The 19,641-nt window shown below is 44.3% G+C and carries 15 protein-coding genes; 2 read left to right on the top strand and 13 right to left on the bottom strand.

Annotation, left to right across the window (positions count from 1 at the left end; genetic code table 11):
• Nucleotides 1-21: 21 nt before the first annotated feature.
• The 4 genes from JEY82_RS17515 to JEY82_RS17500 all read right to left on the bottom strand — a co-directional run bounded on the left by JEY82_RS17515 (nucleotide 22) and on the right by JEY82_RS17500 (nucleotide 3,945).
• Entirely contained in the window at nucleotides 22-1,434 is a 1,413-nt protein-coding gene (locus JEY82_RS17515; RefSeq protein ID WP_304088003.1) for a HAMP domain-containing sensor histidine kinase, read from the bottom strand.
• 106 nt (nucleotides 1,435-1,540) lie between these two features.
• Complete coding sequence (locus JEY82_RS17510) at nucleotides 1,541-2,284, bottom strand: adenosylcobinamide-GDP ribazoletransferase (RefSeq protein WP_304088002.1); 744 nt, start codon at nucleotides 2,282-2,284, stop codon at nucleotides 1,541-1,543.
• Entirely contained in the window at nucleotides 2,281-3,087 is an 807-nt protein-coding gene (locus JEY82_RS17505) for an S-adenosyl-l-methionine hydroxide adenosyltransferase family protein (protein ID WP_304088000.1), read from the bottom strand. Before JEY82_RS17505 ends, JEY82_RS17510 begins: the two co-directional genes overlap by 4 nt.
• Nucleotides 3,088-3,090: 3 nt before the next feature.
• On the bottom strand, nucleotides 3,091-3,945 hold the full coding sequence (locus JEY82_RS17500) for a YitT family protein (RefSeq protein WP_304087998.1): 855 nt from the start codon (nucleotides 3,943-3,945) through the stop codon (nucleotides 3,091-3,093).
• 205 nt (nucleotides 3,946-4,150) lie between these two features.
• Here JEY82_RS17500 and argS point away from each other — a divergent pair, with 205 nt between their 5' ends.
• On the top strand, nucleotides 4,151-5,794 hold the full coding sequence (gene argS / locus JEY82_RS17495; RefSeq protein ID WP_304087996.1) for an arginine--tRNA ligase: 1,644 nt from the start codon (nucleotides 4,151-4,153) through the stop codon (nucleotides 5,792-5,794).
• Nucleotides 5,795-5,829: 35 nt separating this feature from the next.
• Nucleotides 5,830-6,555 carry an SPOR domain-containing protein gene (locus JEY82_RS17490; protein WP_304087994.1) on the top strand — a complete coding sequence of 242 codons (726 nt, stop codon included), beginning with the start codon at nucleotides 5,830-5,832 and terminating at the stop codon, nucleotides 6,553-6,555.
• Nucleotides 6,556-6,661: 106 nt separating this feature from the next.
• Here the strand turns inward: JEY82_RS17490 and JEY82_RS17485 are convergent, their stop codons facing one another.
• The 9 genes from JEY82_RS17485 to JEY82_RS17445 all read right to left on the bottom strand — a co-directional run bounded on the left by JEY82_RS17485 (nucleotide 6,662) and on the right by JEY82_RS17445 (nucleotide 19,432).
• Nucleotides 6,662-7,348, bottom strand: coding sequence for a response regulator (locus JEY82_RS17485; RefSeq protein WP_304087992.1), 687 nt, complete (start codon nucleotides 7,346-7,348; stop codon nucleotides 6,662-6,664).
• Between the two features lie 83 nt (nucleotides 7,349-7,431).
• On the bottom strand, nucleotides 7,432-9,252 hold the full coding sequence (locus tag JEY82_RS17480) for a methyl-accepting chemotaxis protein (RefSeq protein WP_304087990.1): 1,821 nt from the start codon (nucleotides 9,250-9,252) through the stop codon (nucleotides 7,432-7,434).
• Between the two features lie 33 nt (nucleotides 9,253-9,285).
• The gene (locus tag JEY82_RS17475) at nucleotides 9,286-10,479 is read right to left on the bottom strand and encodes a SpoIIE family protein phosphatase (protein WP_304087988.1); all 1,194 of its coding nucleotides are present in this window, start codon (nucleotides 10,477-10,479) and stop codon (nucleotides 9,286-9,288) included.
• Nucleotides 10,480-10,501: 22 nt separating this feature from the next.
• Complete coding sequence (locus JEY82_RS17470; RefSeq protein ID WP_304087986.1) at nucleotides 10,502-11,506, bottom strand: chemotaxis response regulator protein-glutamate methylesterase; 1,005 nt, start codon at nucleotides 11,504-11,506, stop codon at nucleotides 10,502-10,504.
• Complete coding sequence (locus tag JEY82_RS17465) at nucleotides 11,503-14,781, bottom strand: Hpt domain-containing protein (protein WP_304087984.1); 3,279 nt, start codon at nucleotides 14,779-14,781, stop codon at nucleotides 11,503-11,505. Before JEY82_RS17465 ends, JEY82_RS17470 begins: the two co-directional genes overlap by 4 nt.
• A 39-nt stretch (nucleotides 14,782-14,820) precedes the next feature.
• Complete coding sequence (locus JEY82_RS17460) at nucleotides 14,821-15,477, bottom strand: chemotaxis protein CheW (protein WP_092158175.1); 657 nt, start codon at nucleotides 15,475-15,477, stop codon at nucleotides 14,821-14,823.
• A complete protein-coding gene (locus JEY82_RS17455; RefSeq protein ID WP_304087981.1) occupies nucleotides 15,477-16,721 on the bottom strand; it encodes a CheR family methyltransferase in 1,245 nt (414 codons plus the stop codon). Before JEY82_RS17455 ends, JEY82_RS17460 begins: the two co-directional genes overlap by 1 nt.
• A gap of 3 nt (nucleotides 16,722-16,724) precedes the next feature.
• Entirely contained in the window at nucleotides 16,725-17,210 is a 486-nt protein-coding gene (locus JEY82_RS17450; protein WP_304087979.1) for a chemotaxis protein CheW, read from the bottom strand.
• Nucleotides 17,210-19,432, bottom strand: coding sequence for a Cache 3/Cache 2 fusion domain-containing protein (locus tag JEY82_RS17445; RefSeq protein ID WP_304087977.1), 2,223 nt, complete (start codon nucleotides 19,430-19,432; stop codon nucleotides 17,210-17,212). Before JEY82_RS17445 ends, JEY82_RS17450 begins: the two co-directional genes overlap by 1 nt.
• Between the last annotated feature and the right edge of the window lie 209 nt (nucleotides 19,433-19,641).

Below are 19,641 nucleotides of genomic sequence, written 5' to 3'. Positions count from 1 at the left end.
GCTTTGTAGCAGAGGCACAACTTAAATTTTCACGGTAACAAGAGTCCCTTCCTCATCAGAAGAGATCATATCGATCTCACCACCATGAACCCTAGCAATAAGACTGGCGGAATAGGTACCGAGACCAGTTCCGCCTTTTTTACCGCTTGTTGAATATTTTTCAAAAAAAGTTTTCCGTATGGCAGCAGGAACTGTTCCGTAATTGTGAACCGCAATTGAAAAATTATCTTCACTGGAAAAAGCCACTGTTACGGGCTTTCCTTCAGGAGTCGCTTCAAATCCATTTTTTATAAGATTAGCCAGCATAGAGAACAGAAGCAACTCTTCACCTCTGACATAAAAGCCCTCTTCACCGTTCCATTTCGCTTTATCCACAAAAATATGCAAAGCAGAATTTTTAGACTTAATAACATCTGTAAGATCAAGCTCAATACGCTGTATCATCGGAATAATATTAACATTTTCGGGAACGACGTTATAAGTTCCTGATTCCATTTTATATAAATCATACGATCTGTTGATAAGACCAAGCATGCGATAACCAGAGTCTTGAATAGCTTGTATCATTTCTATCTTATCTGGATCTTTTTCTTCAGCAAGAAGCAGATGAGGCAGATTTATTACTGCATTAAGCGGAGTTTTAAGATCGTGATGAGTGATTCTGTTCACGTCTTCCCTTAAAATCATCGCCTTCTGATGATTTATTACATCTATTAATGTCGATGCTATAGAACTACAAAAATGCTCCAGAAAATCCGTTCCCATTTCAGGATGAAATCTGCTGACAGAAGGATCATAAAGAGAAAAGAGCCCTATCATTTCATCAGGGCTATACTTATCCATCAGCCCGAAAGCAAAACACGACCCACCACTTTCAGGGCTCATTTCCGGGTCTCCAAAAAAAACATCAGGCCGCATCATACGTGAAAGAGGGCCTATAAAAACTCTATTACCAGTGTTACGAAGGGTTGAGTCAATGAAACGCATACACCCTTTTAAAAAAAATGAAGGTATTCCTGAATCCGGCAATCCTTCACAAAGTTTGCGGTCTAAAACAACTGTAACTCTGTGAACTCCCAATTCATTGGCAATATCTTTCAACATGTCTGGTAAATCTGAAAGATCTTTGAGTGTATTTGCATAATCCAGCGCGCGACAAAATTTACGGAACAACTCAAAATCAGAATTATAAGCTGCAAGCGCCAGCTTCAGCTTTGCTTCCAGCTTTTCAGCTTTGTCTTCACTCTCGGCAAGGGCATTACCCGCCGAAAGCAAATCATCTTCCTGACGAAGAAACATGTCTCTTACAAACACATAGTTTTCGAAAATAGACTGTGCTAAAGCTGAGGCCTTTTTTACTTCGCCCTGCTCCGCAAACAGCTTGAGAACATCAAGCTGCTCCCCGAACTTTCTAAGCGTAGGCAAATCATTCATAAGCTGTCCCCAATCTATTGAAAGTTCCAATCAAGCTTTAAAAAACGTCTACCTTAAAGAGCATTATACAGACACTAACGCAAAAATAAAGCAGAAAATATGTCGACTAATGACAAGCTACAAAAGCAAGCAATGCGGCTGTTTCGGAAAGAACAACAGCCCCGCCCAAAAAATCTCCGTTTGCACCGTTCACCTTCTTTGCAAGTCTGTATAAAAACAAAATACATAATGCAGCAAGAAGATAAGTTAAAATCTGAGTATTGATATCCACAGCAAAGATCCCAACTACAACTGTTGTAACAAAAGCAAAAGCAATAGAAAAATTATCCGCTCCACACATAAAGAGCGATCCCTGCCCCGGTCTTGCAAAGGATTTTCCGGCCATACACATTACGGAATTTCCAAGTCGTCCAACAACAAAGACCCATAAGACTGCACCTAACGCCCCTGCTTCAAATACATAATAAAAACCAATAAGCTGACCAGTAAGCATTACGATTAAAACTAAAATTCCAAACACTCCAGAACAGCTGTCTTTTATTATGCGCCAGAATTTATCTGGATCAGGAAAAGGACCCGCTCCGTCTGCAATATCGGCAATGCCATCAAAATGCAGCCCCCGAGTCAAATAAATAGACGCAGCAAGCGTCAACCATGCCTGAATCCAGAACTTCCCCGCAAACAATCCCAGATAAAAAGGAAGAATTATCACTGCGCCGAGAGCAAGCCCGCAGAAAGGCATCCATTTTACTGTCCGCCTTAAATCTTCCGGTTCAATATCAAGTATCGGACCGATTCTGGTCATAAAACCAAGAGTAATCAAAAAATCCCTAACAATCCCAATTCTCATATACCGCCCCATTTAAGCACAAGTGAATCTCCCGGACCAAAATTCAGTTTTTCAGCCGCTGAGCCCTGATAAAGAGCCAGTTCGTAAAACCCCTGACTTCCTACAATCAACCCTAGAACACCGGACTCAAGCTCTGCATAACAGCATGCGCGTCTGACGCAGCCGGCATCTATTCCCACACATGGAGTTTTATCAGGTATAGACATTCGCTCAGGCATAATCTGATTTTCAGGAATATTCAGCACAAGATTTCCGAATCTATCCTTATGCAAAACAACCGCTTCCACTCCGTTTTCCATCCATAAAGGCTTTTTGAGCCCTGTCCGCACAACGTCACGAAGCGGAAGTTTCGATCCGAGCATTTCAAGAGAGCTTCCGCAAGCTATATTCGCTGCAATAGGAGCAAAAATATCCCGCCCGTGAAATGTATATGAACTTCTCATCTGATTTGCGGTTTCGCTGAGATCAGTAACAATCATAGTTCCGCAATAATCCGCCTCGGCAAGCTCTACAATGCCGTTGTCAGGAGCAACAACAATGGTGTCACCAAACTCTGCGGCAATTATTCTTCGCCCGCTCCCGACTCCGGGATCAACCACAGCGACAAAAACTGTATCATCAGGAAAATGTTTTATCGCCGCTGCTAAAAAGAAAGAAGCCTGAGAAATACAAAAAGGCGCAATGCCATGACTGACATCAATAATCCGGGAATCAGGAGCTTTATCTGCAAGAACACCCTTCATCTGACCGACATATGGATCATCCAGTCCAAAATCAGTTAAAAGCGCGATAGTTCTACTCATAAGCTACCTCGGCACGGAAAAGCCTTTTCCGAGCACGCTGAAGGTTGATTCGATTATTACAAACGCGGCCGGGTCAACATTAAAGATTGTCGCTTCAAGTCTTTTAAGTCTGAAAGAGTCAACAACTGTCATTACAACAGTGCGCTCCTGCCCGGTGTAGCCCCCGCGAGCATTCAGCAAGGTTGTGCCCCGGCCATGCCGTGTCATTATTGCGCCGGATACATCCTCTGGAAAAGACGTTATGATCAAGACCATTTTGCGCTGGTTAAACAATCTCTGCACAACGTCTATTACCGCTGAAGAAACATAAATCATCGCCAAAGAATAAAGAACATCATTCAAATTTAGCCAGAGGGTCCCGATACCCAAAACAACCACGTTAAATCCCATGGAAAACTGACCGACTCTTACTCCAAGCTTTTCACGGAAAAGAATCTGCAAAATGCCGATTCCCCCTGTTGACCCCAGAGAGCGGAGCGCTATGCCTGAACCAAGTCCCAGCACAACTCCTCCGGCAAGAACAGCCAACCATTTATCATCAAAACTAACTGTCCACGGCAAAATTTCAATAAATCCGCTAAGAGTTATCATTCCGTACAGGCTGTACAAAAAAAACGGGCGGCTGATAAAAAACCAGCCCACAAGGAACACCGGGATATTCAGCAAAAAAATCCACATACCCGGAGACACTGACGGAAAAATATAATATGTTAAAAGTCCAAGCCCTGAAATGCCACTTGGTAAAAATGCGTTAGAAATAACAACCGATTTAATGGCAAGGGCTGTCAGAAAAGAACCTAACGTTAAAAGGGCTATATTCCACGGAATAGAATAGCTCATCTTCTGAAAACGATTCATAACTGGATCCAAAATTGATCTCCGCAAAAGCAAAAAATATTAATTTTTAAAAGGCTTGAATTTGAGATTTACACTTTTCTTATAAATATGAAAGAGTCTTAATTCCACCTCGGCCCCTTTTTACACTGTTTTATGCACTTGGAAGGCTCGGCGAAAAGTGATAAGCCGTTTTACCATATCTAGATAAGGAGATTTTTGATCCATAATGAAAGCCAAACTTCATCTTCAAAACGTCCTCGGTTCCATTCTTGAAAACAAGGGCTGGGAATGGCCTGAAAAAGCTGTTCTCGAACCCCCTAGAGATAAAAATTTCGGAGACATGTCCGCGAATCTTGCCATGATGCTTTCCAAGCAGGCAAAAATGAACCCGCGCGCCATTGCCGAAGAAATTAAGAATAAACTGGACAATGATCCATATATTGAAAAAGTCGACATTGCAGGACCGGGCTTCCTGAACTTTACTTTTTCCAACGCCTTCTGGCAGAACCTCATTCCTGAAGTTCTCGAAAAAGGTGCTGATTTCGGTCGCTCCGAAATAGGAAAAGGCATAAAAGTTCAGGTTGAATACGTCTCTGCCAACCCGACAGGACCTCTGCATATCGGACACGGACGCGGAGCCGCTCTCGGAGACTGCCTTGTCCGTATTCTGGAATTTAACGGACATACCGTTGAAGCAGAATACTATGTCAATGACGCCGGACGCCAGATGCTTATCCTCGGGAACTCCATCTGGGTAAGATTACAGCAGTCCGAAGGACGCGACATTGTCGATCCTGAAGATTTTTATAAGGGCGAATATATCACTGATATCGCCAAAGAAGTGCTGGCTCTCAATCCGACCATTCTTGAAATGGACGAAGCAGACTCGATCGCAATCTGCCGCAAATACGGAATGAACCAGATTCTTGAAGGTATCAAGAAAGACCTCGCAGCTTTTGATGTCCGCCATGACGTATGGTTCTCCGAAGCAAGTCTTGTTTCAGTCGGTAAAGTTGAAGAAACTTTCGCTGACCTCAAATCAAGAGGCATGGCCTACGAAAAAGACGGAGCGCTCTGGTTTAAGAGTACCGACCTCGGTGACGACAAAGACCGCGTACTTCGTAAATCAAACGGGGACCTGACTTATTTCGCATCTGATATCGCCTACCATGACGATAAATACAAACGCGGTTTCGACAAAGTCGTCGACATCTGGGGTGCAGACCATCACGGTTATGTCCCTCGCATGCAGGCGGCGGTTGAAGCTCTCGGCAAAAAAGGACATCTTGAAGTTATCCTCGTACAGCTTGTTAACTTGCTGCGCGGCGGAGAACAGATTGCAATGTCCACCCGTGCCGGAAAATTCGAGACACTTAAAGACGTGGTCAACGAAGTTGGCCGTGATGCTTCACGTTTCATGTTTCTCTCTCGCAAAAGCGACAGTCATCTCGACTTTGACCTTGATCTGGTCAAACAGAAAACCATGGAAAATCCAGTCTACTATGTGCAATACGCTCACGCGCGTATCTGCTCAGTAATACGCAAGGCCGCAGAACAGGGAATCGAAGTAGGTTCGTGTGATCCGGTCCTTCTGAGCAACTTAGGAAATACTGAAGAACTGGGCCTCATGAAACTTCTGGATCAATTTAATGATGTGGTGGAAAGCGCAGGTGAATACATGAGCCCGCATACCATCAGTTATTACTTGAGAGATCTTGCTAATGCGCTGCATAGATTTTACTCCATGCACCATATTCTTTCAGCTGAAAAAGAAATTATCGCGGCAAGACTCCTCCTGTTACAGGCCGTGGCAAAAACTCTTGCCAATGGTTTGAACCTGCTTGGTGTTTCCGCGCCGGAACAAATGTAACTAACTGTAAGTCTGCAACAAAACGGAGCGACTTCGTGGCTATCCGCAAAAAAAAGACCGGATCAGATTCCTCTCAGGAAAAGACCTATACTTTCACCTTTACTGTGGCGGAAGTCATTGGGCTTTGTTCAGTATGCGTAGCGGCATTATGTGCTTTCTTCGTACTCGGAATTCTGCTCGGCAGAGGATATCAGCCGGAAAAAGACGTCCCGGAACTGGCAATGATGATGCCTACACAATCGGTAAACAGCTCAGGTGAAGTGAAAGGCGGTATTCTTAAACCCGAAGAGTTACAGTATATGGACCAGCTTAAAATAAAGCCTGAAACCTCTGCTAAGCCTGATCAGAAACCTGCAATTAAAGTAATTGTTGCAAAATCTGAAACAAAAACGACACTAGTAACTCCTGTAGTAAAAACAGAAATTACCGTTACAGCTCCGGCTGAGCCCAAACAGACTGTCTCAGTTCCTGAACCTCCGGTAGAAATGGATAATCCGGAAGCAGTCGCCGCTCCGGTATTCAACTATCTGTATCAGGTTGCATCCTTCGGATCAGAAAGCAAAGCTCAGGAATTTAGAGATAAGCTTCTTACTGACGGCCTTGATTCCTCCATTGAGACAGGCAAAAGCGGAACTAAAACATGGCATAGAGTCCTTGTCAGACATATCGGATCATCTGAAAGCACTCAGAGCATGAAAAATGTTCTGGCTAAATACGGTATCAAAAAACCGATGTTGAAAAGCAAAAAAGCTGTTCAATAAGCCTAAAAAGTCAAATTCAATACGCAATATAAAATCCCGCTTGAAAATTAGTTTCAAGCGGGATTTTTTTTATAATAAATTCAGAAAAAATACAGATTGAGATCAATCAGCTTTTAAAGCGATATCCGACACCGCGCACGGTCTCGATAAAGTCGGCATATGGACCGAGCTTCTGACGTAATCGCCGGATATGCGTATCAACAGTTCTCGAATATCCCTCAAAATGAGTATCCCAGACTTTATCAAGAAGGTGATCACGCGTACGAACTTTTCCTTCATGCTGCAATAGCTCTGAAAACAGCTTAAATTCTGTTGCAGTAAGAGCCACCAGCTCTCCATCGCATTCCAGAGTATGGGCCTCGAAATCAACTACGAGACCTTCACGATTCCACTTACCGGGACGTTTCGTTTCAACTTCTGAACCGCGCCTTAAAACAGCTTTAACCCTGAGCACCAATTCACGCGGGCTGAACGGCTTTACGATATAATCGTCAACCCCGAGCTCAAGCCCCACAACCCTATCTACTTCTTCACCCTTAGCTGTAAGCATTACAACAGGGATATGCTGCGTTCCCGCTTCATGTTTAAGCCTGCGGCAGACCTCCAGCCCATCAATGCCCGGAAGCATAAGATCAAGCAGAATAAGGTCAGGCTTTTCATTTCTGGCTTGTTCCAGAGCTTTATGCCCATCCATTGCTGTAACAACGTCAAAACCGGATGAGGTCAAATTATATTTCAGTAATTCAATAGTATCATGATGATCTTCTACGACCAATATTTTATCAATTGACACAATGATCTCCTTTGGAACAGACCATACCTGTAACAACTGTCTCTAATAAGGCGGTATTGTTACAAGTGTGTTAATTATCTCAGTTAAGATTGTTCCTTTTCAGTTTCAGGAGTTTCTCCGGACTGCTTGCCTGTGTCAGACTCTACAGCCCTGAACCCGTCAACAGCCCCTGTTAAACTCTGAACAGTGTAATTCAAACTGGCAACAGTGCGCTTAAACTCTTCAATTGAGCTTGTGGTTCCGACTGCGGATTCACTCAAATCAGACATCGCTTCATTAATCTGCTCAGCACTGTCGGCCTGATCTCCCATTGCCCGTGAAACTTCGGCAAACTTGGGTTTGAGAACTCTCACCTGCTCAGCAATTTGCCCGAGGTCAAGGCTCATTTTCTCCACTTCATCGACACTTGAACGGACTTCGTGATTAAATTTTTCCATTTCCATCACACCGGAACTTACCGCACTTTGCATATCGCGAACCATCAATTCAATATCTTCCGCGGCAATAACCGTCTGGTCTGCAAGTCTTCTGATTTCACGAGCTACAACAGAAAAACCCTGACCGAACTGGCCTGCTTTTTCAGCCTCAATAGCGGCATTAAGTGAAAGAAGATTGGTATGATCCGCAATTCTGGCGATAGTTGTTACAATCTGATTAATTTTATTAGCCTTCTCGTTTATGGCTCCAAGTCTGGAAGAAACATTATCTGTAGAATTAACGAGATTAATCAGTGATTTCTCACGCAGTGAAATATTACCTTGAAGCACTTCTGCTAAATCAGCAGACTCTGAGGCATTCACGGCAACTTCTTCCATTACATCAACAAGATTCCTTGATGTTTTGCGGATAAGGCTGCTTGTTGCCGTAACTTCATTAGTGGAAGCTGCCTGTCTGGTCACTGCGGAATCAATATCCCCGACTGTCGCACTTATTTTTCTGCCGGAAACAGAGACATTGTCTCCCGAATCCCGCACTTCGGTTATCAAATCCGAAAGACCTTCAATCATTATTTCAAAAGATTGAACTAAGTTTCCGATTTCATTTCCAGATTTCATAATTCTACCCGCAAAGAATTTACCCTGAGCGGCCCGCCTCATATTATGGATTGCCGTATCAGCGCTTTCAAGGTCTCCTTCCGCAATAAATTTAGCAATGCCGGTAATTCTGGAAATGGGATTAAAAATTAAATTAAGCCCGAACAATAAAAATGCCAAGGCAAAGGAAATGAAGAAAAAGCCTATAAAAAGGACTGATCCAAGGGTTTGATTAGCAACTACATCCATTGCTGAAAGCGGAATAGAAGCAAGCTGAGCACATTCCACCTGCCCCGGTTTACGGTAATATCCACCATCCTTTTCAACCGGATACCGGTCTTTCATGGACTGCGGAGCTTCAGCCGGCTTGCCGTGACAAATCATACATCCGGGCTTGTTGGCTTCCCCTTCAGCAATTACATAATAATCCACACCGTTTACAGTTCTGATTCCTTCAAAAAAAGGCCGCTGACCATTCTTTGCAAGCTTATCAAGATCCTCAATTATAAGGAATTCATCCTCAGTCGCCATATTTTCAGGATTTCGCGGTTTGGTTGAAGCTGTCTTGTACAAAAGTTCATGCTTAAACTTATCCGGAATGCGACTGAAAACCCCGTTGGCGGTAAATGAAGTGGATTGTAATTCAGGCATGAACTGATTCTTCGGCAACAATTCTGTAGCCTTAGGACGGATCACTGCGCTGGTATGCTTACGAACAGCCATCATGGAGTGCAACATGATTTCAGCTTTACCCCGATATTCCTGCATAAGCGTTTTATGGGTATAATTTGAAATCAAAAACAAAATGGCCATAGTAAGAACCAAACAAAAAACAACACACCCTATCATGAACTGTTTGCGGATATTCATATTCCACCCTCTTTGTGACTCAAAACAAAGCTGCTATTCAAAAACAAATTCGACCATTGAAAAATCATCATCGTACTCTTCGCGTCCCTGAAGTTCTTTGGTGTGACCTATAAGCATATCAATAGGACTGCCGAGCGGGCCTGTTGTTGACGCCATAAAATTTACAAAACTTTCAAAGTCCCACATTTTTCCGTCAGATACTTTTTTCAGCTCATATACCCCGTCACTGTAGAGGAAAAAGCGAGCTCCGGGCTTTACCGTTATTGAGTCACTGGTATATTCCATATCCGGCATCCCGCCCACAATCATGCCCGGAGTTCTGAGCTGTGCAACTTCATCTCCGTTCATAAGTAAAGCCGGTGGATGTCCGCCGCTCGAGTAGGTCAAAGTGCGGTCTGATTTTTTATAAACTCCATACCACATAGTGAAATATAAATTGTTCTGCTGATCCATCTGAAAGGATTCATTCAGAGCGAAAAGCACTTCATCGGGCTTATGAAAGTCTGTGTCGGGAAGAGTCTGTGAACGCAAAACGTTCATAGCGGAAACTGAGAGTAACGCAGAACCGACTCCATGATCACAGACATCAAGCAGATAAATGGCAAAATGATCATCATCGAGCCAGTGATACCCGAAAGAATCTCCGCCGAGAGAAGCTGACGGAAGGAATCTCCAATCGGCCTGAATTTCTCCCTCCGCAACAGGGAGAGGCAAAAGAGACGTTACATAATCAGCCGCAACAGCCAGCTCTTTACGCATGGCATCCCGGCTTTCAAGGAGCTGTTTATACGCTTCATTTCTCTGAAGCAGGTTGATGTAACCTTTTGAATGATATCTTATGCGTGCGAGAAGTTCGATTCTGTCCGGCAATTTAACCAGATAGTCATTTGCGCCGAGAGCGAAAGCTTCAGCTTTAGTGGTAGCTTCTTCTTTGGTGGAAAGCACAATCAGGGGAATATTTTTAAGTTTTGAATTGGCCCGCATAAACTTTACCATGGTCATACCGTCAATCTCGGGCATAACCAGATCCTGTAAAATAACGGTCGGCTCCAACTTTTCGGCAGTGGGAATTGCAATAGTAGGATCACTGACAAAATGAAAATCTATATCCTTTTCTTCGGCCAGCATTCTACGCACAGCTTCGCCCACCATAGGCTGATCATCTATTAAAAGTACGCTGATTTTATGCTCAGTCAGCAACTTTTCATTCATAACAGAATTTGTCATTTAACAGTCTCCGTGAAATAGTTTACTTAAAATGTCTGATCAAAACCTGCGCCATACTCTCAATAGAACTAACCTTCCGAGCCGCGCCTAGCTTCACCGCAGCTCCGGGCATTCCCCACACAACGCTGCTCTCTTTATCCTGTGCAATGGTCATCCAGCCCTTTTCTCTTAACTCAAGAAGACCTTTCGCACCATCCGCGCCCATTCCCGTCAAAAGAACTGCGGCTGAACCTTCGGGTATCCCGGCACAACAGAGGCTCTTAAAAAAAATATCCACCGAAGGAACATACAAACTCTCCCCCGGTCCGTCTGTAAGATGAACTATCCCGCCCGTTCCCAGAAGCATATTCCTGTTCCCGGGAGCCAGAAGAACTTTACCAGCGTGTAAAATATCGCCTCTTTTTGCTAGGCTAACTTCCAATTTCGTCTGTCCGTTAAGCCAATTAGCGAGATTTTCCGAAAAACTCCCGTCCACATGCTGAATAATGACAATCGCAGCAGGAAAATCAGCCGGCAAAGCTCCGAGAACTGTTGCCAAAGCCGTCGGACCACCTGTGGAGCTTCCGATTGCAAGCAGTCTGGGAGTTCTTTTTAAAGAGGCAACAGTAATCGGTTTAACCTCTTTTTCTACTTCAACGCCCTGCAATCTTCTGATCAATGAAATTTTAGCAGTAAGATTTTTTGCCCCTTCAAGCTCACCACCTATTCCCATTTCGGGAGTGGTAACAACATCGAGCGCTCCGGCACCCATTGCTTCGAATACTTTTGAAGCATTGCTCTCAATACTGGCTGTAACAACCAATATGGAACAGGGACATTCCTTCATTATGCGGCGGGTTGCTTCTGCTCCGTCCATCACCGGCATAATCAGATCCATCAGCACGATATCAGGAACATCTCTACAGCATTTAAAAACAGCTTCTTCACCGTTAAATGCGACCCACGCCACTTGAAATCCAGCCCCGTTGACAATTCTTTTCAGGACTTCCACAGCCATTGCCATATCATTGACTATACCAATTCTCACTTCATAACCTCACCGATCAGATCCTCTACAGCTATTAAAAGAGTTTCATCATGAAAGCTGCTTTTCGTAAAATAATAATCCGCGCCTGCTTCAAGCCCGCGCAGTTTATCTTCCTCCCGGTCTTTATATGAAACCATCATTACCGGAATGGATTTCAAGTCAGAATCGGATTTTATTTTTCTGGTCAATTCCAGCCCGTTCATTCTAGGCATATCAACATCCGTAACCACTAGATCATAATGACCCGTAGCAAGGGCGTTAAACCCGTCCATTCCATCTACTGCCGTATCTACTTCATAACCGTGATTGGTTAAAAGCTTACGCTCAACTTCCCGCACAGTAAGAGAGTCATCAACAACCAGAATTCGCTGAACCGGACCTTTATCAACGACATCCATACCGACTTTGCTGAGTCTTCCGCCTGAAAGCAGATTATCAATTGAGCGCACAAGATCTTCAGCATCTAAAATCAGAACAGGCGATCCGTCAGGCATGAGCGCTACGGAATTAACATCGGGCACTTTGCCGAATCTGTGATCAAGCGGCCTAACTACAAGGTCCTGCTCTCCCATAAAATCATCAACAACCAACCCGTATTTATTCATACGATCACTGATAACAACTACCTTAACAGCCTCTTCTTCTTTTTTTGAAGTCTCTGTACCAAGAATTTGCGAAGCCGGAACAAGCCCGACATTAGAATTATCAAGGGAGACATATTGTCTATCTTCGACGAGCTTCAACTGAGCAGGTAGAATAGAAGCAATCCTACTGATACGGCTTAGTGGAAGGGCATATGGTTCACCGGAAATTTCAACCAGAAGGGTGCGTATTACCGAAAGGGTCAGCGGTAGCTGCATGGAAAAAGACATTCCCTCACCGGGAACAGAATCAGCTCTTACTGTTCCGCCAACTTCCTGAACCATGGCGTGTACAACATCAAGTCCGACTCCGCGCCCTGAAATTTCAGTGACTTTTCCTGCGGTCGAAAAGCCCGGAAGAAACAGAAATTCCATCAACTCAGCGCGACTCATTTCAGCCGCCATTCTGCCCGGCGCAAGTTTCTTTTCAACAACCTTGGCTCTGATACGTTCGGGATCTATCCCTCTGCCGTCATCACGCACTTCAATAAAAAGCATTCCAGCCCTGTGTCCGGCAATAACTTTGATGGTACCCTTCGAAGGCTTTCCAGCGGCAACCCGGTCCGGTCCCATTTCAATACCATGGTCAACCGAATTCCTGATTATATGATTCAGCGGAGCCTCAAGCCGTTCAAGGATATCCCTGTCCACGGCTGTTGCTTCTCCTTCAACAACGAAATCAACCTCTTTTCCAAGAGAACGGGCAAGATCCCGCACCAAGCGGGGAAAACCACGTCCCCCGTCGGAAAACGGCCGCATACGGCTGGCAACAACTTCATTATAAAGTCTGCCGGAAATATTATCCGAACGTCTGCGATAGGTATCAAAATCACTGGAATACGTTGCCAGTAATACTTGATTTTCACTCATAACAGCCTTTATCTCGTCCATTATATATGACAGAGATTCGCCGTTTCCTACTCTTTCTCCCGCTCTTTCAAAGGCTTTCATCAAATCGCGCTGACCGGATTTCAACCTGAGCAACGAGGATGCAAAAGTACCGAGCCTTCCGGCCTCAACCAGACTTTCTCCGGCAAGAGCCATCAACCTGTTAAGATTTCCTGCGGAGACTCTGACCACTGCGTCATTACTTTTTAAACTCTTTTTTATCGGTGAAACAGATTCTTTAACTTCAGGCTTATTTTTTTTATCAGAAATTTCTTTTTCATTTACTTCCGGCAAAGAGACCGATGTTTCATTATCCGAAACAATGTCAGCATGAACAGATTTTATCTCCGAAAGCACCTTTTTAACTTCAGCTTCATCACCACGAAGTCCTTTTTCAAGCAGATCCATTGTGGGCTTCTCATCTGTCAGAAAACCCTGAATAGCATCTGTATCAAGCTGGGCAACTTCTCCGTAAATATCGGTTGAAGCGAGCAAAACATCTATTTGGTCAGCCGTCAGTTTAACTTCACCTTTCTGGCAGGCAACCAGCAAATCTTCCATCGCATGCGCAAGAGCAACTGCATCCGTCAGCCCCACAATTCTGGCAGCCCCTTTCATTGAATGGGCTGCGCGCATCAAAGGTTCAACCTTATCAGCAGACTGATCCTTTTCAAGTGCCAAAAGACCGGCTGTAAGTGACTGTGAATTGCTCTCTGCTTCCATGCGGAAAAGATCGAGCATGGAAAGATCTGCAAGTGGAACGTCCACTTTAGGCGCTTGTTCAACCGGAGGTTCTACAACTGGTGGCTCTACAACCTGAGGCTCAGAAATTTCTGGAACAGTACTTTGGACAGACGGAGGTTTGGCTAATTCCTTAGCAACGCTCTGCATGGAAGAAGAATTATCAGACAACCACGTTTCAAGCTGGTCAGCTTCAGTCTTAGCCATTTCAGAAAAGAAATCCGTTGCGGCAAGCAATCTGTCTATATCCTGAGAAACTAAAACTCGTTCGCCTTTGCGGCACGCTTCAAGGACATCTTCCATGGCGTGAGACAGTTCAACGACTCCGTTCAGTCCGACAATTCGCCCCGCTCCTTTTAAAGAATGGGCAGCCCGCATGAGCGGTTCCACATTTTCAGGAGACTGGTTCTTTTCAAGTTCAAGCAGACCGGAAGATAACGACTGAGAGTGACTCTCCGCTTCCATACGAAAAAGATCGAGCATAGAGGCATCCGCCAGTGCTACTTTCTTTTTGGGTGAAGCTTCTAAAATTTCGGGTTTAGATTCTAGTTCAAAAACAGGTTCAGGATCGAGTTTAGGCGTGGGCACAGGTATAGGTTCAACGTCTTTTCCTTTTTGCAAAGAAGAGACTATTTCCGTGCGGGAGGAATTATTCTCCTCAAGCCACTTATCCATTTCTTCCACTTCCACAGCGGCAAGATTGGATAAAAATTCAGTAGCTGAAAGCATCCCCTCAATAATACTTGCCGAAGCCGCAACTTTCCCGCTCCGGCATAGCTCCAAAACGGATTCAAGCGTTCCGGCAACTTCTATTGCATCAGCAAGACCGACTATGCGCGCCGCGCCTTTAAGGGACGCTGCCGCACGCATAAGAGGTTCCACCAGTTCAGAGGAGTGATCTCCTTCTGCAAGGGTGGGCAAGCCCGAGAATAGCACCTTAGTGTGGTTTTCAGCCTCCATGCGAAAAAGCTCAAGCATGGAAAGATCGCCCATATCGCGCGTCACGTTAAATACTCCCTGTCAGGCTGTCCAAAATTTCCGCCACTATTTTATGATGCGATTAAATGCTTCAAATAACAACTCTTCATCAAGAAGAGAGACCCGTTTTTCATCAAGATCAAACAACCCTTTGGTATACGCAGCAGGAGCTTTTGAAACGGTAGCAGGGGCATCAAGCAAAGCATCAGCAAAGTAATGATGCACTCCCAAAACCTCGTCAGCTTCAAAAATCCACCGGCCAAGTCCCCGATCTAAACAGATGAACCTGCTGTAAACTCTGAACCCTTTTTCTTCTTCAGTAAGATATTCCCTTTCAAGCCCCAAAAGGTCACGGACTGAAACAACAGGGACTATCTGTCCTTGAAGACTTGATAATCCTTTAAAATATTTACCACTTTTATGAGGAACAGGCCGTATCTTTCTAAGTTCAAGAACCGAAACAAAAACAAGTGATGACAGAGCCAGCCATTCTTTTGAAATTCTAAATACAACTGCCCCGGAAGTTTCTGCGACCTCTTCATCTTTGGCAATTGAAACCGCCACGGAATTTTCAGCCAGATACCCTTCGGGAGGTTCTCTATGTAATAGACTCAATCCGGCTTGAGTGAACTGCGGACAATTAAAGCAATGACTCCACTTCGTAAGCTCTGGACATGACCTGTCACCGACATAACCTATTTCATTCCAACAGGTATCAAGCATTAGCCGGCCTCATTTTGCTTTTCGGCCCGCCGGACCCGGTTACGAAGAAGAGCAGCCTTACGTTCATCACCTCTGGTTTCGACCAGCAACGCAAGGTGCACCAGAGAATCCAAGTGCTGCGGATTCAAATACAATGCTTTTCCATAATACTCTTCAGCCTGCATAGGCTCTCCCTGTGCTTCATAAAGTAAACCGCACAAGTGCAGAAGATTCGCCTCAGGACCGTCACTCACCAGAATATTCTGACATAATGACAAGGCTTTTGAGGTTTCTCCCCTGTCTGCCAAAAGCCTAACATCACTTAATGAAAACTTTATTTTTTCAGGCTGTTGAGACGTATCTGTATCAATCAAAGGCTTCTTAATTAATCTTTTTTTACGTTGTTCAGGCAAAACCAAGTCACTACGAACTGGATAAGCCGGATATTTCGACTTGATGCAGTTGAAAGACTTAACTGCCCTGTCTACGCTTTTCTTTTCTGTCTTCTTAAAAGCAAAAACCCCGGACTTTTTTACCTGAGTGAAATATTTATTAAAAAGCGGTAAGGCCTCAGCATGCCCCACAAAAAGCAACCCGTCCTTTTTCAATCTTTCATTAAACAGTTCAGCTAAACATTCCCTTGAACTTTCATCTAGATAAATGATCAAATTCCTGCAAAAAATAGCATCGTATTGTCCGAGCGGAAGCTCCCCCTCAACAATATTCCCTGAATAGAAGCTTACAACATCCTTAACCCTATCAACTAACTTCCGCCCTTGTTCACATTTTTTAAAACAATTTTTAGCGTAAACAGGCAATTCTGATCTAAACGAGTTGTCGGTATAAATTCCTTCTTTAGCTCTGGATAATGCACGCTTGCTGATATCCACTGCATCAACTTTGATGCGATCGGTAGACAGACCTGCCCCCATAAGAGCCATAGCAGCGGAATAAGGCTCCTCTCCTGTAGAACATGGAGCACTTAACACTTTATACACTTCTCTGCGGCAACTCACGGCTGTTTCTGAAAGCAGTTCAAAAGGTTTTGTATCCCTAAAAAACCACGTCTCAGGCACAACAATCTCTTCAATCAGTTCTGAAATTTCCTGTTCATCAGTTTGAAGCAGCCTCAGATATTCAGACTCGCTGCAACCAGCCGCCCGCATCCTTACCTGCAAGGCATGACAGACTCCTGATTTTCCGAGAGATTCCGGAGCAAGGCCCATGGCCCTTTTAAGGATTTTTTGAAACGGCTCAAGATTCATATTTTAACCATCAACCTGTTCTATTTCTGACTTGGAAAAAAGAACTGTCCGCAACTCTTCAGAAAGCAGTTTGCCCGGTTTAATAAGTTGAAGCATACCACCTTCAATTCTCGCAACCTTTCCAAGCCACGGAGCATCAGGAATTTCTAAGCCGGAAGATTCAAAATCCGAATCAAAAAGTTTTACAGTTTCAGTTATATTTTCCGCAAGCAAACCCAGATACCTTTCACCACGCTCTTCAGCAGAATCAATATCAGCAAAATCTAAAATAATTACCCGGGTACTCATCAAAGGTTTGCAAGCCGTATCAGTCGCAAGCATTGAAAGATCCACAACAGGTGTAATTGTACCACGATAGTTAAATATTCCCTTAACATACCCCGGAGAACGCGGAAGTTCTTTATAAATAGTCGGTGGAACGACCTCAGCGACAAAGCGGGCTTCAAGTCCGTAAGCGTATTGTCCTATTCTGAAAGTAAGAACGAGCATTACTCACTCACCTTGAAACGCGAAACTTCATCGCGCAACCCCTGAACAGCCTCATTAAGCTGAAATGCAGCCCGATTGAACTCTCCAAGGGCTTCGGAAGTATGAGTTGACGTATCTGAAAGTTGCCCCAGTGCCTCGCTTATCTGTTCCGCGCCTTCGGCCTGTGCGGACATACCGTCATTCACCAACTCGATTCTGGGATTAAGGTCTCGAACTCCCATCATAATTCCATCAAGCTTCTTTCCAAGCTTTACGGCCTTTCCGGCTCCGCAACGGACATCATCAGCAAAACGATCCATCTCAACAACTCCTGAATCAACAGCAACACGCATGTTACCGATCATATTCTCAATTTCAAGAGCCGCTACAGAAGTTTGATCCGCAAGCCGCCTTATCTCTCCGGCAACAACGGAGAAACCCTGTCCGAACTTTCCTGCCTTTTCAGCCTCAATTGCCGCATTCAGGGAAAGTAAATTTGTCCTGTCAGCAACTTTTGTGATTGTCCCGACAATCCCCTCAATAGAATTTGCCCGTTCATTAATTCCGGCTAATTTATCAGTGATACTTGAAGTGGCAACGCTCAGGTCATTCATGATTCTAATCATGGTCTTCAACCCATCCTGCCCTTCCTGCGCCAACAGAGCCATGTTTGAAGCAGAAGCTGTAACTTCCTGCATGGTTCCGGCCAATTCGCCCGAATTTGCTGAAATTTCCGTACTGGTAGCGCTTATCTGAGTAGTTGCAGAAGCCTGCTGATTAAAAGTCATATCTAACTGTCTAGCCGAAGCGGCAATCTCCGTAGAAGAAGTCGTTACCTGAATTCCTGAGCGCTGAACCTGTCCCACAAGGGAACCGAGGTTCTCGACCATATCCCTGACCGCGAGATAAAGTTGCCCAGTTTCATCAAGATTCTCCTGCCGATCGACATTCCGGGCTGCTTTACGGGCATTGGGACAAACCTTTTCAATCATCTCAATAGAACGCTTGGCTTCGAAAATATCTCCGTTTGCAATCATTTTGGAGATACCAACCATATGACTTATGGGATTGGCGATAAGTCCGCTCGCATACGTTGAAACAACCAGTGTCAATATCAGAAGTACAAAACCCGTAATGCCAAGCCACTGGGTAAGTTTAGCCATTGTCCCGGTCAAACGATCTCGAATACCGTTATATTCATCAAGATAGACTCCGGAACCGATGACCCAGCCCCACGGCGCAAAATATGTGTAAACAGAAAGTTTCATCCGCCCTTCATCGTCAGAGCCCAGCTTCCAAAGATATTCCTTAGTCAGCAGCTTACCTTCTCCGGCGTTAATTGCTTGCGAAATCAATTCTGTGACAAAAGCCTCGTGTTGCTGACCGGTTTTTAATGCTGCTTCTTCTTCAGGGCTGCTGAAATGCGATAGAATATATTTTCCACGATTTTTTCCCTTGGTACCGAGAACCCAGACAAAACCGGATTTATTAATAGAGGTCTTAAGAATAGACTTGTGCAGATTGTCAGAAATATCGTCTCGCATGTGGACACTAAGCATACCCACAACAGCCCCTGCCTGATCCCGAAGAGGGGAATAAGCAAGAAACTTGATGCCATCATCCTCTTCACAATGTCGACTTACAGGCCGTCCGGAAAGGATCTCATCAATAATAGAGTCTCTTTTCCCTTCTGCACTTAGTGAATAATAGATACTGCCAAGTCCCATGCTTTCTTTTTTTACTTTAGAAGTAGTATCGACAACCAACATATCCCCTTCAGGATTAACACGCTGATAAATGGTACAATAGGCTCCTGAAATTTCAGAGGCTTCAACCAAAAGAGGGAGTGATTCATTTTTGCGCTTACCGTAAGTCAAACTATAATCACCGATCATAAGCACAGGAACGGTAATTTTTTTCTCTTTTACTCGCGAATTGACAAGCGACCATTCCGATTCTTTTTTCAAAAGCCTGATGTCGCCGCCCTCGTCAATCATTGCCTGCAAGGCCTTTGCAGCCCGCTTCGTTTCGAGCACAAGCAACTCGTTCGAAGTCCGACATTCCTCGTAAAGATCACTGGTTACCTGAGAAACATGGGATGTTATAAGAGTGTGAATTTCCGAAGCGACACTTTCGCTTAAGCTGGATTCCAAAATATTGATGAGAACAAGCATTGCCACAATGGGAATAACTGCAGCTCCACAGGCAATCGTGATTATTTTTCTTCTTAAGGAAAAGCGCATCAGGGAATTCCCGTCCTCTCACCTGAAAAGGGGCGGCAGAGGGTTATTATTACAGATTACAAAAATATTTTTAAACCATAACAAAAGTACTAAGCAACGGCTATACTCACAAACCCTTTCTATTTATTTTATTTCCTGAATTCAACTCGCAAGTGCAACTCTAATGAACTTTGCATAAAGGATAAGCTGCGTTAACTTTACAGCTTCTC

The organism is Maridesulfovibrio ferrireducens, from assembly GCF_016342405.1.
Taxonomy (GTDB): domain Bacteria; phylum Desulfobacterota; class Desulfovibrionia; order Desulfovibrionales; family Desulfovibrionaceae; genus Maridesulfovibrio; species Maridesulfovibrio ferrireducens_A.
This window is presented reverse-complemented; position numbering and strand designations above follow the sequence as displayed.